This is a genomic window from Cupriavidus sp. U2 (assembly GCF_009663685.2).
Classification (GTDB): Bacteria; Pseudomonadota; Gammaproteobacteria; order Burkholderiales; family Burkholderiaceae; genus Cupriavidus; species Cupriavidus necator_C.
Genome location: NZ_RCOG02000025.1, coordinates 1 through 15,623, shown reverse-complemented (window position 1 = coordinate 15,623; position 15,623 = coordinate 1). Strand labels below are relative to the sequence as shown.

The following is a 15,623-nucleotide window of genomic DNA, read 5'->3' as shown; positions in this document are numbered from 1 at the left end:
GAGACGCCATGAACGCGAGCCGATCCGGGACAGCCTTGCTGGCATACGGCGCCTGGCTTCTGATTGCCCTGGTGGTGCTGCTGGTGCCGCCGGCCGGCGCGCAGGGGCTGACCGACGCGATGCGCGGCCCGACGCCGGTCGGTGAGGAGACCAAGGCGCCGCTGCTGTATCCGACCGAGAACAAGGACATCCGCCGCACGCGCAACTACACCATGCAGCCGCCGACGATTCCGCACAAGATCGACGGCTACCAGCTGGACCGCGACTTCAACCGCTGCATGTTCTGCCACGCGCGCACCCGCACCGAGGAGACCGGTGCGATTCCGGTCAGCATCACGCACTACATGGACCGCGACAACAACGTGCTGGCCGAGGTCTCGCCACGGCGCTATTTCTGCACCCAATGCCACGTGCCGCAGGCCGACACCAAGCCGCTGGTGGGCAATTCGTTCGTCGACGTCGAGACGATGCTCAAGCGCGGCGGCGGCGAGAAAAGCGCCAAGGGTGGCAGTGTGAAGGCTGGCACCGCCAGCGCAAAGTAGCGGAACCGAGACCGACTGGGGCCGAGCGATGAAGCGCAGAATCTGGGATCTCATCAAGCGCTACTGGCGCACGATCAACCGGCCCAGCGCGTATTTCAGCCTGGGCTTCCTCACGGTGGGCGGCTTCATCGCCGGCGTGCTGTTCTGGGGCGCGTTCAACACGGCGCTGGAACTGACCAATACCGAACAGTTCTGCACGGGTTGTCACGAGATGCGCGACAACGTCTACCAGGAACTGCAGGGCACGATCCACTTCACCAACCGCAGCGGCGTGCGCGCCAAATGCTCCGACTGCCACGTGCCCCACAACTGGACGAGCAAGATGGCGCGCAAGATGCAGGCGTCGAAGGAAGTCTGGGCCAAGATCTTCGGCACGGTGAACACGCGCGAGAAGTTCCAGGCGCACCGGCTGGAACTGGCGCAGCACGAATGGGCGCGCTTCAAGGCCAACGACTCGCTCGAATGCCGCAACTGCCACGACTATCAGTCGATGGACTTCACGCGCCAGAGTCCGCGCGCGCAGGCCATGCACTCCACCTATCTCGCCAACAAGGAAAAGACCTGTATCGACTGCCACAAGGGCATCGCCCACCGCCTGCCCGACGTTGCCAAGGCCGAGGAGCAGTAACGCCATGACCGGTACGGTGCTGGAGGGCAGCGATCTGAGCGTCCGGCGCATGGGCCGGGCAGTGTTCCGCGATGTCGACGTGGCGCTGGCACCGGGCTGCCTTCTGCAGGTGACCGGCCCGAACGGCGCCGGCAAGACCAGCCTGTTGCGCGTGCTGTGCAGCCTGCTGCAGCCGGCTGCCGGGCGTCTGGCCTGGCGCGGTCGCACAGTGCGCGGCGGCGATCCGGACTACTTGGCCCGACTGGCCTACGTCGGGCATAACAACGGCATCGATGCCGACCTGTCCGCGATCGAGAACCTGCGCTTCGCCGCACGCCTGACGGGCCAGCAGCCCGAGCCCGGCGCGCTGCGGCTGGCACTGGCGCGGCTGGGCCTCGACGCCGTGGCCGGCAAGCCAGTACGGACGCTCTCACAGGGTCAGCGGCGGCGGGTATCGCTGGCCCGCCTGGCGCTCGCACCGCGCGAGCTCTGGCTGCTCGACGAGCCACTGACGTCGCTGGACCACGATTCCACCGCACGCTTCGGCCAGATGCTGGACGATCATCTGGCCGGCGGCGGCATGGCCGTCGTCGCCACGCATCAGTTGTTGACCGTGGCGAGCTATGTGCTGGATCTGGGCGCCCACGGCGCTCGGCGGCCATGATCGGCGCGCTGGGCGCCGTGGTGGCGCACGACCTGTCCATCGCTTGGCGACGACGCAGCAGCGTGCTGGCCAGCGTGGTGTTCTTCGTGATCGTGTCGAGCCTGTTCCCGCTGGCGATCGGCCCCGACCCGCAGCAGTTGCGCCTGCTGGCGCCGGGCATCCTTTGGGTGGCGGCGCTGCTGGCGTCGATGCTGTCGCTCTCGCGGCTGTTCGCGCAGGAGTACGCCGATGGCAGCCTCGACCAGCTGCTGCTGTCGCCGCATCCGCTGGCGCTGCTGGTACTCGGCAAGATCTGCGCGCACTGGCTGACCAGTGGCCTGCCGCTGCTGGTGCTGACGCCGCTGCTGGCCCAGCAGTACAGCCTGCCCGCCGGTGCCACGCTGCTGTTGTGGGCGTCGCTGCTGATCGGCACGCCCGCGCTGAGCCTGATCGGCGCGGTGGGGGCGGCGCTGACGCTGGGCGTGCGCGGCGGCGCGGTGCTGCTATGCATCCTGGTGCTGCCGCTGTCGGTCCCGGTACTGATCTTTGGCGCTGGCGCCGGGGCGGCGGCCGATGCGGGGCTCGACGTGGTGGCGTACCTGTCTCTGCTCGGCGCGTGCCTGGCGCTGTCGCTGCTGCTGTGCCCGCTGGCGGCGGCGGTGGGGCTGCGCATTGCGATGGAGTGACCCGATGACCCGCCAAGCCTCGCTGCCCGACGCACCCTCGCGCATCCCCGCGCGCACCCGCGCCCGCTGGACGCAACTGGCCGCGCCGGTGCGCTTCTATCCGCTGGCCGGCCGCGCCGCACCCTGGTTCTTCGCGCTGGCGGCCGTCTGGCTGGCCATCGGGCTCTGGCTCGGCTTTGTCGTGGCGCCGACCGACGCTCAGCAGGGCGAGGTCTACCGCATCATCTTCATCCATGTGCCGGCGGCGTGGATGTCGATGTTCATCTACCTGGTCATGGCCGTGTACAGCGCGATGGCGCTGGTGCTGCGCACGCGGCTGTCCACGATGCTGGCGGCGGCGCTGGCCCCGACCGGCGCCATGTTCACCTTTCTGGCGCTGTGGACCGGCTCGCTGTGGGGCAAGCCGACCTGGGGCACCTGGTGGGTCTGGGACGCCCGCTTGACGTCCGAACTGATCCTGCTGTTTCTCTACCTCGGCTACATCGCGCTGGCGTCGGCCATCGACGAGCCGCGCCGCGCGGAGCGCGCCAGCGCCGTGCTAGCGCTGGTGGGCGTGGTCAACCTGCCGGTGATCTATTTCTCGGTGCAGTGGTGGAACACGCTGCATCAGGGCGCGTCGGTCAGCCTGACGTCGGCCCCTTCGATGGCGGCGACGATGCTGGCCGGCATGCTGGCGATGACGCTGGCCTGCTGGATGTACACGATTGCCGTCGCGCTGGTGCGCGTGCGCTGCATCCTGCGCGAGCGCGGCGAGGTGCGGGAGGTCATCGCATGAGCGCGCACGCCGCCTCCCACCTCGCTTACATCGCGGGCGCCTTCGGCATGGCCTTGCTGGCCGTTGCGATCGAGCTCCTTTGGCTGGCCCGGCGCCGCCGCCGGCCGCGCGCCGACCTGGACGACACGCCATGACGCCACGCCAGCGCCGCCTCGGCCTGCTCCTCGCCGCGCTGGTTTGCGGCGGCACGGCGCTTGCGCTGGTGCTCAACGCGTTCCGCTCGAACCTGGTGTTCTTCTTCAGCCCCAGCCAGATTGCCGCGCACGAGGCCCCCGCTGCGCGCGCCTTCCGGCTGGGCGGGCTGGTGGCGCCGGGGTCGGTGCGGCGCGAGGACGGCACCCTGACCATCCGCTTCGTTGTCACCGACACGCGCCACGAGGTGCCAGTGGTCTATCACGGGCTGCTGCCGGACCTGTTCCGCGAGGGCAAGGGCGTGGTGGCGCGCGGCACGCTCGATGCGGCCGGCACGTTCACGGCCAGCGAGGTACTGGCCAAGCATGACGAGAACTACATGCCGCCGGAAGCGGCCGAAGCGCTGAAGCGGGCCGCCAATGACGGTGGTACCGACGGGAAATCGCAACGATGACCGTCGAACTCGGACATTTCGCGCTGATCTGTGCCCTGCTGGCCGCGCTGGTGCAGGCCGCGCTGCCGCTGGCCGGCGCGCCGCGCGGGTTCGTGCCGTGGATGGCGCTGGCGCGTCCCGCCGCCGTGGCGCAGGCCGTGCTGGTGGTGGCCGCCTATGTGGCGCTGACGGCCGCGTTCGTCGGCAACGACTTTAGCGTGCGCTACGTGGCGGCCAACTCCAACAGCGCGTTGCCGCTGGCCTACCGGATGGCGGGCGTCTGGGGCGGTCACGAGGGGTCGATGCTGCTCTGGACGCTGATGCTGGCCGGCTGGTCGCTCGCCGTGGCCGTGTTCAGCCGGAACCTGCCGATGGCCTTCGTCGCGCGCGTGCTGGGCGTGATGGGCGCCATCTCCAGCGGCCTGCTGCTGTTCCTGCTGTTCGCGTCCAACCCGTTCATCCGGCTGCTGCCGCGCGCGATGGAAGGCCGCGACCTCAATCCGCTGCTGCAGGACCCCGGCATGGTGTTCCATCCGCCGTTCTTGTACATGGGTTACGTGGGCTTTGCCGTGGCGTTCGCGTTCGCGCTGGCGGCGCTGCTCGAAGGACGGCTCGACGCCGCGTGGGCGCGCTGGTCGCGGCCCTGGACCATCCTGGCGTGGATGTTCCTGACGGTAGGCATCGCGCTGGGCAGCATGTGGGCCTACTACGAACTGGGCTGGGGCGGCTGGTGGTTCTGGGACCCCGTGGAGAATGCCTCGTTCATGCCGTGGCTCGCTGGCACGGCGCTGATCCACTCGCTGGCCGTGACCGAGAAGCGCGGCGCGTTTCGCGCCTGGACCGCGCTGCTGGCCATCTTCACGTTCTCTCTGAGCCTGCTGGGGACGTTCCTGGTGCGCTCGGGCGTGCTGACGTCGGTCCATGCGTTCGCCGTGGACCCGAAGCGCGGCATTTTCATCCTCACGCTGCTGGGGCTGGTCACGGGCCTGGCGCTGGCCATCTTCGCGTGGCGCGCCCCGCAACTGAAACGCGGCACCGATTTCAGCCTGGGTTCGCGCGAAACCTTCCTGCTGGCCAACAATGTGCTGCTGGCGGTGGCGGCATCGGCCGTGCTGCTGGGGACGCTGTATCCGCTGGTGCTCGATGTGCTGAACCTCGGCAAGGTGTCGGTGGGGCCGGCCTACTTCGAGCAGGTGTTCGTGCCGCTGATGGGCCCCGCCGTGCTGCTGATGGGCGCGGCGCCGCTGGCGCGCTGGCGGCGCGGCGACCTGCCGCCCGCGGCGCGACGCCTGCGCTGGGCGGCGGTGGCCAGCCTCGCGGTCGGCATCGGCCTGTTGCTAGCGTTGCGCAACCAGTCGGCGCTGACGGGCGTGGGCCTGACGCTGGCGATCTGGTGCCTGACCACCGCGCTGGTGAGCCTGGCCTGCCGGCTGAAGCACCCGCGCGGCGTATGGTCGGGGCTGCGGCAGTTGCCGGCCGGGTACTGGGGCATGCTGCTGGCGCATGCCGGCGTCGGGGTCTTTATCGCCGGGGTGACGATGGTGAACAGCCAGGAAACCATGCGCGAACTGCCGATGCGGCCAGGCGAGGCGGTGACCGTGGATGGCTACACCTTCCGCTTCGACGGCGTGGTGCCCGTTGTGGGGCCGAACTACGAAGCGCTGCGCGGCATCATGACCGTGCATCGCGACGCCCGGCTACTCACGTCGCTGGCGACCGAACGACGCATCTACCGCAGCCAGGACATGCCGACCACGGAAGCTGCGATCGACACTGGCTTCACGCGCGACCTGTACGTGGCCATCGGCGAGGTGGCGGGAGCGAACACCTGGGGCGTACGGATCTACGTGAAGCCGTTCGTGAAGTGGATCTGGGCCGGGTGCGGATTGATGGCGCTGGGCGGGCTGGTGGCGGTCTGCGACCGGCGATATCGATCGAGGCGCCGGGCGACGTATGGTCCATATGACGCGGTACTGCCTGGCTCCCCTCTCCCATCCCATGGGAGAGGGGTTGGGGGAGAGGGCGTGGCAGCTCAAGTTGCCACCGCCACGTATGTCGAGCCCCTGCCCTCTTCCCCGGCTCCTCTCCCGCGGGTGGGAGAGGGGAGCTTCCAACGCGACGCAGGGGCACGGCCATGACGCGCTTCCTGCTGCCCCTTGCCATTTTCCTGGCGATCGTCGTCGCGCTTGGCGCCGGGCTGCGCCACGATCCGCGCGAGTTGCCGTCGGCGCTGGTCGGCAAACCGGCGCCTGCGTTTGCGTTGCCGGTGCTCGACACGGCGGGCGGCACGCAGACCTTGCGCACCGCCGATCTGCGCGGCAAGGTCTGGATTCTCAATGTCTGGGCCTCCTGGTGTACCGCCTGCCGTACCGAGCACCCGGTGCTTGTGGACTTCGCGGGCAAGTCTCCGGTGCCGGTCTACGGCCTCAACTACAAGGACGCCGTGCCGGCCGCCCAGGCATGGCTGCAGCAGATGGGCGATCCCTATGTGAAGTCGGGCGTCGACGCCGATGGCCGCGTCGGCATCGACTTCGGCGTCTATGGCGTGCCCGAGACCTATGTGATCGACGCCCAGGGCGTGGTGCGCTACCGGCAGGTGGGGCCCGTGACGCCCGACGTGCTCGAACGGCAGATCAAGCCGTTGCTGCGCCAACTGCAGCAAGGAGGCCCGCGTGCGAGTCCTGCCTAGCCTGTCCGGTCTGCCCCGCATGCTGATCGCCTGGCTGCTTGCCGCGCTGGCATGGCATGGCTCCGCCGCGCCAGCCTCGGACGCCGAACTCGATGCGCGCGTCCACGCGCTGTCGCAGCAACTGCGCTGCCTGGTCTGCCAGAACCAGACGCTGGCCGATTCCAACGCTGAACTGGCCGTCGACCTGCGCCGGCAGATCCGCGCGCAGGTCGCACAGGGGGCCAGCGACACCGCCATCAAGGACTACCTGGTGCAGCGCTACGGCGATTTCGTGCTCTACGACCCGCCGTTCAAGCCGTCGACGTGGTTGCTGTGGCTCGGGCCGTTCGGGTTGCTGACGATAGTAGGGGGCTGGCTCTGGCGCAGGTGGAGGCGCCCATCCTCCGCCATGGGCAGCTCGCCGCAGCCAATGGAAAGCCGCCGGACCATGCCCCGGGCTTCCTCGGCCACCGCGCCGCGTTCGAAGTGGACCAGCGCCACGCTCTGCGTGATGCTGCCCCCGGCGGCCGCCATGCTGTACCTGCACCTGGGCAATCCCGCCGCCGTGATGGAGGTCGACGATGCGCACCCGTTGTCCGGCGACGCGCACACGCCCCAGATCGCGCAGATTGAAGCCATGGTCGACCAACTCGCGCGGCGCCTGAAAGCCCAGCCACAGGATGCCGAAGGCTGGGCGATGCTGGCGCGCTCCTACACGGTGCTGGAGCGCTTCGACGACGCGGCGGCGGCCTACGCGAAGGCGGTTGCGCTGGCGCCGGACGTGGCGGCGCTGCGGGCCGACTACGCCGATGTGCTGGCCAGCCTCGACGGCGGCTCGCTCAAAGGCGCCGCCATGACACAGATCCGCGCAGCGCTGTCGGCCGACCCGGACGATCCCAAAAGCCTGGCGCTGGCCGCCAGCGCAGCGTCCGAACGCGGCGACACCGCCGCCGCCATCGACTACTGGCAGCACCTGTACCGCCTCTTGCCTCCGGACTCGCTAACGGCCGCCCGCGTGGCGGCCAATATCGCGGCGGTGAGCGATGTCCGCACAACATCAAAATAGCTCAGACCAACCAAGCCGCCTCCTCGCTGCGGGAAAGGCGCACGAACTCGATAATTATGCCCCCGGTGTAACATCAGTAGACCGCACGCATTTCGGCCACCTGCGCCAACGCTCGGCGCCGCTAGGGAGAATAAGCAAGAAGCGCGCCTACCCCAGCCCATCGCAACCAACGCCGGTTCGCAATTTATCGATCAGGAGGCGGCTTCTGCAATATTGCCGCTCTTCCCTCCCTGCCCTGAACCCTAGAACCTCCACCGCAATCCCACCGTCCCGGTATGGTCCTGGTTGCCGCCACCGAACTGGCCGGTATAGCGCGAGCCAAGCGTGGCATGGGCGAGATAGCGAAGTTGGCGCGCCGTTCGGCCAGCGCCGTGAACTGCACAGCCGCCAAGCCGGGGCCGCCTGCTACGATGGTCCCCTTGTTGACGATGTTCAGGTTGCTGCCGAGCACGCTGCCTCCGCACGCTCTCGCGTAGCAGCTATAGAGCGATCGTCCATGCTCGTCGAGTACCAAAACTTCCGTGCCCGCCACCGTTTCAATCTCTAGGCGGGCAGTTCAGCCCCATGCGCTTCAGATACGGTGCGTAGCATTGGAGTATGTCTACACCGAGAGGCGTCACTGCCCATTGCTCTTCAGCCATGTGGTCGGCATGTATCCTGGTTATGAGTTTACGGCTGCTCAACTGACGCCACGGTTTCTTGTTGTCAAATGGCTCAGTGCGCCTGTTGTACACCATTGCCCAGAGCAATCGCTGAGAATCTGGGTGTAGCCCGCTAATCTTGTGGTTAGTCACGAAAGCTATTCCGTTGCGTTATTTAAGTAGCCGTGCCGGCTGTCAGAACCGGTCGCTTCTAGGGCTGCACTGCGCCGACTCTGGAATGTCAGCAGTGCCGTCAATGCTGCTCCAATTATCGCCCCGGTAGAGAGAATCTTTCGCCCGAAACACGCATGATTTACCCGAGCTTTCAGGGTCTCTGCTCCATATCGACCGCTTGCCGAAAGAAAAAGCCCCGAGCGTCGACGACGCCGGGGCTTCTTGAAGGGGCTTAGCACAGCAAAAGCTGCGCCGGTTCACTACTGAGGCCTCCCCAAACGGCTCGCGCCGCGGCGGGAAGATCCTCCAAAGGAACAGACCGTGCCAACACGTCCTTGAGGTCGTAGCTCAGCGTCAGCCCCAGGCGGTCCTTGAACGCGGTTCGCCGGGCGATCTCATCGTGCTCCACCTTCTGCGCGTGAGAAAGCGTCAAGCAGCCGTAATGCGCGTACCAGCGATACCCTGCCGTTACCGAGCCCGGCCCTCCGTCTGCGTCGTGCATATCGAGAAGCCGATCGACCTCGAACTCCGCAATGAGCTGAGCGGCTTCAGCGTCCACGTCAAACTGCTGCGCCGTCTGCAAGTCCAACACTGCCCGCCCGTCTGCTGCGAAAATAATGCTGGATTGACATGCACTCCCCTCCGTCAGTGCTTCGCGCATTGGATCGCGCAAGCCGGTCCAATCGGCGTCGGGTGCGGAGTCGTCCCACTCGCTGCCAACATGGAGATATCGAGCGATCGGCATAGCGGACTGGTGAATGTCGGGCACGTCCGGGACGTCGTAACGGATTCCGCGTACCTGAATATCGCGGAGGTCAGCCCAGGCCGCGAAAGGCTTCGCGACACCGTTGAGCGACTGCATTGCGTCGACCGCGATCATCATATCAAGGAGGAGCAACTGGAACTTCGGCTGCTCTCCAACACTGGCTGCCCGCCGCTGCTCGTCGAAATCCAACTGGAACATGTAACGAGTTAGCGCACGCAACATTGAGGGGTGGTACGTGTCCGGCATCACCCTGACGTAGCCACCTCGAATGGTGCGCCCGATCCAATGGCGCCGCGACCAGTCGTAGCGAGTTGCCCGAATGAAGCGATTGAGCTTCTGCAGGCCTGCGGCATAGGCGTACCGGTCGCCGTAGGCCACCATATTCGCGAGGCTCTTATCCTCGGCCATCTGGCAAACGTGACAGCCGAGGCGCGCACCGCACTTCCCTTGCCGCCGGCCACCACCACCGTCCAGTATCGCGTCAGCCACGACAGCACACGAAGTCCCGACAGAATGGGCGTAGATGCGCCGCATCTCTTCGAAATCAGAGTAACCGGGGCGAGCACCACCAGCATAAAGGGAGACGGCCTCCCAGATATCGTCATCGCTCCAATGCGCCACCGGACTGATGACCAGGTCACCATCCTTGTTGCGCGAGGCTGCATTGTCAGAATCCCCGCGCAGGCGCATGCCAGCGGCCCGCCGCGTGCTTTCATCGTATCGACTGCCGAGGCAGGTTACAGGCTCCGCGAGGCCCTGTTGGCGAAACTGACGAAACAGCTTTCGCCGGAAACTCCGCTGCGGCCCGATTTTGAGGTCGATCGAGTTAGGATGATCCGCGGATTGAAGCGTAAATAACACTCAGTACCTCCCTGTTTTTAAATGGAATTTACCTGTTGCCGCGATGCTCGGACGGAGACAGCATCCTTGGTATATGGGCTACGGTGCCAATGTGTCAATAGCGAAGGTTGAGCTTTGCAGTAGAGCAGTTCAATGCCCCCCCCAAGGCAGTTGGCTAACGTCGTTCCCTCGCGGTGCGGAACTTGTAGCGCTACTTGCGGAGGAACCAGAACCGGGCGATCGGAACTAAGAACCTACATGCAGATGCAGGAAATTCCTAAATGAGCAGCGACACGTATTCCGCAATCGTTATCTACCCAGACGGATCCAGTACGGCACTCTCGCTCCCGTTGGCGGCTGATGGGCGTCTGGCCGCCATACAGAAAATAGTGGGCGGGTGCAATGAGGGAATTCCTCTTTCATCCGGTCGATACATGTTTCTGAGCGAGGACGGAAAAGCTAGCAGGCTGCTGAAATACCTCGAGCCATAGTCGGCGCGCGGACATGTTCAAACGTTGATCTGAGAACTCGACACGATCCACTTTCCCAACATCGCATGCGCGGCGCCGACACCTTCACCGAAAGCTTGTTCACAATGCGGCGGCTGGACGATTTCGTACCGAAGTCTCATCCACTGCGTTCGATCCGGACGATGGCCAATCTGGCACTGGCGAAGATGGATCGGCTGTTCGCCGAGATGTATGAGGCCGACATCAAAGGCGGTCGCCCGAGCATCGCACCGGAGAAGCTGTTGCGGGCGATGCTGTTGCAGGTGCTCTACAGCATCCGGTCCGAGCGTCAACTGATGGAGCAAACGCAGTACAACCTGCTATTTCGCTGGTTCATTGGGCTGTCGATGGACGATACAGTATGGGTGCCCACTGTATTCACCAAGAACCGTGCGCGCCTGATCCAGCACGATGCAGTGATCGAATTCTTCAACGAAGTACTGGCCCTCGCGCAGAAGAAGAACTGGTTGTCGGGCGAGCACTTCAGCGTGGACGGCACGCTGATCCAGGCGTGGGCGGGCCACAAGAGCTTCGTGCGCAAGGATGGCAGCGATGGCGACGACGATAGTGGCGACTTCAGGGGACAGCAACGCAGCAACGAGACGCATCAGTCCAAGACCGATCCCGATGCGAAGCTCTATCGCAAAGGCAAGACCGGCAGTGAACTGCGCTACATGGGCCATACGTTGAGTGACAACCGTCACGGCTTGGTAGTCAGCGCGCTGGTGAGCACCGCTGATGGGGATCACCTAAGCGTCCAGGTGGAGACGGACGCAGAGTTGGCCGAGATGCAGACGCGATTGGTCAGCGCCCAGCCGTCCATGCAGTCTCAGTCCGAGATGAACTGCTGTTACGCGACCTTGAACAAGCATTGGTCGGTCGACCCTACCGGCATCGCCTGGGAATCGTTCTACACGCTCGGTGGTGCTCCCACTTTCGGCGCATCGCGCGATCGTAGCGCCGAGGCCGCCGCGTGCTGCGTACCAGTCCCAGTGACCGCCACCCCGAAGCGATCCACTAGCACCACCCGCTGCGCGCCGGAATCCGGCTGCTGCTGAGTTTTTCGCGACGCCACGATCCAAGTCCTAAGGGCGACTGTGCCCTTCTTGATCCTGCACCATGTCTGAACAGATCTACCCCATAGCCGAGGCATCACAACCTAGCGCCATTGGCATGTTCGAACGCTATCTGACCGTCTGGGTGACGCTTTGCATCGTCGCCGGCATCCTCCTCGGCCAATGGCTGCCCCCCGTCTTTCAGGCCATTGGCGCCATGGAGGTCGCACAGGTGAACCTGCCGGTCGGCGTCCTGATCTGGATCATGATCATCCCGATGCTGATCAAGATCGATTTCGGTGCCATGGGCCAGGTCCCGGGACACTGGCGTGGCATCGGCGTGACGCTCTTCGTGAACTGGCTGGTCAAGCCGTTGTCCATGGCGCTGTTGGCCTGGATCTTCATCCGTCACCTGTTCGCGGGCTGGCTGCCAGTGGATCAACTCGACAGCTATATCGCTGGCCTGATCCTGCTGGCGGCGGCGCCTTGCACGGCGATGGTGTTTGTCTGGTCGCAGCTCTGCAAAGGCGACCCCTACTTCACCCTGTCCCAGGTGGCGCTCGACGACGCGATCATGGTCGTGGCCTTCGCTCCCGTCGTCGCGCTGCTGCTGGGTCTGTCCTCAATCACGGTTCCCTGGGATACGCTCATCACGTCGGTCGCGCTGTACATTGTGGTGCCCGTGCTGATCGCACAGGTCATCCGCAAGGCACTGCTGGAACGAGGCGAAGTTACCTACAAGCGAGTGGTCGGTGCGCTGGGGCCCTACTCGATCACCGCGCTGCTTGCGACGCTGGTGCTGCTGTTCGGCTTCCAGGGCAACGCCATCGTCGAGCAGCCGCTGATCATACTCCTGCTGGCCGTACCAATTCTGATTCAGGTCTTGCTGAACTCCGGCCTGGCCTACCTGCTGAACCGCAAGCTCGGCGTGGCCCATTGCGTGGCCGGTCCATCGGCGCTGATTGGCGCAAGCAACTTCTTCGAGCTGGCCGTGGCCACCGCCATCAGCCTGTTCGGTTTACAGTCGGGCGCGGCGCTGACCACGGTCGTCGGCGTGCTGATCGAGGTCCCCGTGATGCTGTTCGTCGTTGGTGTCGTCAACCGCTCGCAACACTGGTACGAAGCGCGCTGAGATACCCCATGACCGTCACCATCTATCACAACCCGGCGTGCGGTACGTCACGCAACACGCTGGCCATGATCCGCAATGCGGGCATCGAGCCGGCCGTTATCGAGTACGTGAACACGCCACCCGACCGGCAGACCTTGCAGGCAATGATCCGCGATGCCGGGCTCACCGTGCGCGAAGCCATCCGCGAGAAGGGCACGCCCTATGCCGAGCTTGGCCTTGGTGATCCAGCACTCACCGACGACCAGTTGCTCGATGCCATGCTGGCCCATCCGATCCTGATCAACCGGCCCTTCGTCGTCACCGAGTTGGGCGTGCGGCTGTGCCGGCCGTCGGAACTCGTGCTGGACATCCTGCCGGCGCCGCAGCAAGGCGCCTTCACCAAGGAAGACGGCGAGGCCGTCATCGACGCGCAAGGGCGGAGGATTCAATGACCGCGGATCTGCCCAATATCGTCCCTGCGGTGCTCGATACGCCCAATCTCCATAAGCTGGAGCCCGCCCGCGTCAGTACCCACCGACCCCGCATCCTGCTGCTCTACGGCTCGCTGCGCGACACGTCTTACAGCCGGCTGCTGGTGCAGGAAGCCGAACGGATCCTGCTGCACTTCGGGGCGGAGACCCGCGTCTTCGATCCGCGCGACCTGCCGATGGCGGACAGCGTGCCCGCCGATCACCCGAAGGTGGTTGAGCTGCGCAAGCTCTCCGAGTGGTCGGAAGGTCAGGTCTGGTGCAGCCCCGAGCGTCACGGCACGCTGACGGCCGTCTTCAAGAACCAGATCGACTGGCTCCCGCTGGAGATTGGCGGCATTCGCCCGACCCAGGGCCGCACACTGGCCGTGATGCAGGTATGCGGTGGCTCGCAGTCATTCAATGCCGTCAACGCGCTGCGGGTGCTGGGACGCTGGATGCGGATGGTAACCATTCCGAACCAGTCGTCGGTGCCCAAGGCGTACCAGGAGTTCGACGCCAGCGGCCGTATGAAGCCCTCGTTGTACTACGACCGGGTGGTCGACGTCATGGAGGAGCTCTACAAGTTCACGCTCCTGATACGGGATCGCAGCGACTATCTGACCGACCGCTACAGCGAGCGCAAAGAGGCTACAGAGGCCAATGCCACGACGCTTGCAGCGACGGCCATGCGCCACGAGAGCGAAGCCCAGACAGTCGACACAGATAGCAGTGAAGTCGAATGATCGATACTGACGAATGCGAAAAACAATCCAGCGGCTGCTTTACGACTGCCTTCGGCCTCCGGTAGCCCGCAGGTGCATGCCCCGCCTTCACTGGCAGCTTCGCTGCCAGTCCCAAAGTATCGATGAACGGGGGATCGACTACCTATAAAGGGTCGCGAACCGTCGAGTGGCCCGCGCCTGACCGGTGAAGCAGCGCCGACGACAGGTCCGACCATTTGCTGGCATTTGACATCCAGAAATCTGCAGTCGGCACGATTGCGTTCATCAGCCGTTCATGGCTCCGGCCAGTCTACGGAGCGTAGGACAGAGTCGGGCGTCAGCTTCGAGTGCGGCGCGCAATGTGAAAGGAGGCGATCGATGTACGAGAAAAGTGAGCGTGCCTCGCAAGGACATTTGCTTTCTGGGCTTCGTCATGGACACGCTCAAAATACGGAAAGTAGATCGATGTCGATGATGAGCTGCTCGACCACCATAGTTGGAGATACCGAGTGGCAGTCGGAGAGCTGGCGAATCGGAGAGTCCGTATTTATGTGTGCCCTACTATCACTCAAATCACCCGTCCTCTGCAGAGGTAGACGAAGCTTGCGTGCAGCGAGGACACCTTGCCGTTGACTGCTAATCGGACTATCTGAGCCTCTCATGCCGCAGACGTCGCAGTTCTGCATAGCCCAGGCGCAGATACCATAGAGTCCGCATCGCCAGTCTGACGTCGCCGCCTTCGCTGAGCGCCTCCCGGAGGCGGCCAATCTGGGCACAGACGCGTTCGCGCGCCCGCCACACTTCATCATCCAGCTCACCGGTGCTCCGTCCATATCTCGCTCGGTATCTTGCCTCGTGCATGATCCGTCCCATTCCCTGCCTATCATGTCGTCACTTTACGGAAAGCCCGGCTGTCAGGCGCTGTCCAAAATGCATGGGATTTTGTACGTCGAGTACCCTTTATGGGGAAGCCCCTGAGCGCGCGTGGTGAGCGACCCCGCGTTTCCGATCTCGCCAGCGATTGCCCGACCGCCCGCACTTCTTGCCTGACCGAATTAGACCCTCAGGCCAACAGTGCTCAACCGCGGAGACGGGGCCGGTGGCGTCGGCGGCTCGTCGCCTGAGCGTTTTTCAGCAGCGAACTGCTCTCGAATCGCGTGCCCTCGCGGGGGTTTTTTTGCTATCACCGCCGCCTTTTTACCAACGCAGCGGTAGATTTCGAAGCATTGTGCCGAGAAGGGCCGGCCAGCGCGCTGTTCTACCCACAAGATTCTGTCCACGCCACCGGCGCGGACGCCGCGTCCATTTCCTTGAACTCCGTACGTAAGGTGTGTCAACGCCAATTGACGAGAGCTCTGAAACGTGGAGCTTAGACACCTCAAGTGCATTTGCGCGGATGCCTTCGCCCTAAACGCGAGTTACTGCGTCTATCCGCTCCGGGCCGCGACCCCCTACTGCTTCTAGACGGCGCTCTAAGTGGAGTTGACCCTGTAACTCAGGACACCCGAACACCGTTAAGTTGATGATGTTGCGGCGCGTCGGAACTCCCGAGGCGAACGATACTTCAACGCTTTATGCGGATGCCAGTCATTGTATTGCTCGAACGCGACCGTTAGCTGAGAGAGCGCGGTCGGCACGTCGGGCTTGTTCATGAACGCGATGTAATCGCGCTTCATGGTCTTGACGAAGGATTCGGCCATACCGTTGCTCTGCGGAGAACGCACCGGCGTGGTCAGTGGCTCCAGGCCCAGTTCCCGCGCGAAGCTGCGCGTACGATGGTCGA

The 15,623-nt window shown here is 64.7% G+C and carries 15 protein-coding genes and 2 pseudogenes; 15 read left to right on the top strand and 2 right to left on the bottom strand.

Annotated features, from left to right (window positions below; all coding sequences use genetic code 11):
- Window positions 1-8 precede the first annotated feature (8 nt).
- From D9X30_RS18310 to D9X30_RS29725, 11 genes and pseudogenes are all read left to right on the top strand, one after another.
- A complete protein-coding gene (locus D9X30_RS18310; protein WP_153950119.1) occupies window positions 9-542 on the top strand; it encodes a nitrate reductase cytochrome c-type subunit in 534 nt (177 codons plus the stop codon).
- Window positions 543-582: 40 nt separating this feature from the next.
- A complete protein-coding gene (locus D9X30_RS18305; protein WP_029051389.1) occupies window positions 583-1,170 on the top strand; it encodes a NapC/NirT family cytochrome c in 588 nt (195 codons plus the stop codon).
- A gap of 4 nt (window positions 1,171-1,174) precedes the next feature.
- Window positions 1,175-1,813, top strand: coding sequence for a cytochrome c biogenesis heme-transporting ATPase CcmA (gene ccmA / locus D9X30_RS18300; RefSeq protein ID WP_153950118.1), 639 nt, complete (start codon window positions 1,175-1,177; stop codon window positions 1,811-1,813).
- Complete coding sequence (ccmB, locus tag D9X30_RS18295; RefSeq protein WP_153950117.1) at window positions 1,810-2,478, top strand: heme exporter protein CcmB; 669 nt, start codon at window positions 1,810-1,812, stop codon at window positions 2,476-2,478. The genes ccmA and ccmB overlap by 4 nt, the downstream gene beginning before the upstream one ends.
- 4 nt (window positions 2,479-2,482) lie before the next feature.
- Window positions 2,483-3,253, top strand: a complete 771-nt coding sequence (locus tag D9X30_RS18290; protein WP_029051386.1) for a heme ABC transporter permease — start codon at window positions 2,483-2,485, stop codon at window positions 3,251-3,253.
- A complete protein-coding gene (gene ccmD, locus D9X30_RS18285; RefSeq protein ID WP_092603759.1) occupies window positions 3,250-3,387 on the top strand; it encodes a heme exporter protein CcmD in 138 nt (45 codons plus the stop codon). The genes D9X30_RS18290 and ccmD overlap by 4 nt, the downstream gene beginning before the upstream one ends.
- On the top strand, window positions 3,384-3,839 hold the full coding sequence (ccmE, locus tag D9X30_RS18280; RefSeq protein WP_029051385.1) for a cytochrome c maturation protein CcmE: 456 nt from the start codon (window positions 3,384-3,386) through the stop codon (window positions 3,837-3,839). Before ccmD ends, ccmE begins: the two co-directional genes overlap by 4 nt.
- Window positions 3,836-5,956 carry a heme lyase CcmF/NrfE family subunit gene (locus tag D9X30_RS18275; RefSeq protein ID WP_092603761.1) on the top strand — a complete coding sequence of 707 codons (2,121 nt, stop codon included), beginning with the start codon at window positions 3,836-3,838 and terminating at the stop codon, window positions 5,954-5,956. The genes ccmE and D9X30_RS18275 overlap by 4 nt, the downstream gene beginning before the upstream one ends.
- A complete protein-coding gene (locus tag D9X30_RS18270) occupies window positions 5,953-6,507 on the top strand; it encodes a DsbE family thiol:disulfide interchange protein (RefSeq protein WP_029051384.1) in 555 nt (184 codons plus the stop codon). The genes D9X30_RS18275 and D9X30_RS18270 overlap by 4 nt, the downstream gene beginning before the upstream one ends.
- 19 nt (window positions 6,508-6,526) lie before the next feature.
- A pseudogene (locus tag D9X30_RS18265) lies at window positions 6,527-6,853 on the top strand (cytochrome c-type biogenesis protein); the annotation flags it as partial.
- Between the two features lie 42 nt (window positions 6,854-6,895).
- Window positions 6,896-7,552, top strand: coding sequence for a tetratricopeptide repeat protein (locus tag D9X30_RS29725; RefSeq protein ID WP_349632237.1), 657 nt, complete (start codon window positions 6,896-6,898; stop codon window positions 7,550-7,552).
- A 1,047-nt stretch (window positions 7,553-8,599) separates the two neighbouring features.
- Here D9X30_RS29725 and D9X30_RS18260 read toward each other — a convergent pair.
- Window positions 8,600-9,994, bottom strand: coding sequence for an adenine nucleotide alpha hydrolase family protein (locus D9X30_RS18260; protein ID WP_194946614.1), 1,395 nt, complete (start codon window positions 9,992-9,994; stop codon window positions 8,600-8,602).
- Between the two features lie 535 nt (window positions 9,995-10,529).
- On the opposite strand from D9X30_RS18260, the pseudogene D9X30_RS18255 reads away from it, so the two are divergent.
- From D9X30_RS18255 to arsH, 4 genes and pseudogenes are all read left to right on the top strand, one after another.
- Window positions 10,530-11,225, top strand: a pseudogene (locus D9X30_RS18255) (IS5 family transposase); the annotation flags it as partial.
- 376 nt (window positions 11,226-11,601) lie between these two features.
- Window positions 11,602-12,669 carry an ACR3 family arsenite efflux transporter gene (gene arsB, locus D9X30_RS18250; protein ID WP_153950116.1) on the top strand — a complete coding sequence of 356 codons (1,068 nt, stop codon included), beginning with the start codon at window positions 11,602-11,604 and terminating at the stop codon, window positions 12,667-12,669.
- Between the two features lie 8 nt (window positions 12,670-12,677).
- Window positions 12,678-13,100, top strand: coding sequence for an arsenate reductase (glutaredoxin) (arsC, locus tag D9X30_RS18245; RefSeq protein WP_153950115.1), 423 nt, complete (start codon window positions 12,678-12,680; stop codon window positions 13,098-13,100).
- Complete coding sequence (gene arsH / locus D9X30_RS18240) at window positions 13,097-13,861, top strand: arsenical resistance protein ArsH (protein ID WP_153950114.1); 765 nt, start codon at window positions 13,097-13,099, stop codon at window positions 13,859-13,861. The genes arsC and arsH overlap by 4 nt, the downstream gene beginning before the upstream one ends.
- 1,493 nt (window positions 13,862-15,354) lie before the next feature.
- Here arsH and D9X30_RS18235 read toward each other — a convergent pair.
- Window positions 15,355-15,623: integrase core domain-containing protein (locus D9X30_RS18235; RefSeq protein WP_153950113.1), on the bottom strand; the 269-nt coding region annotated here is incomplete at its 5' end.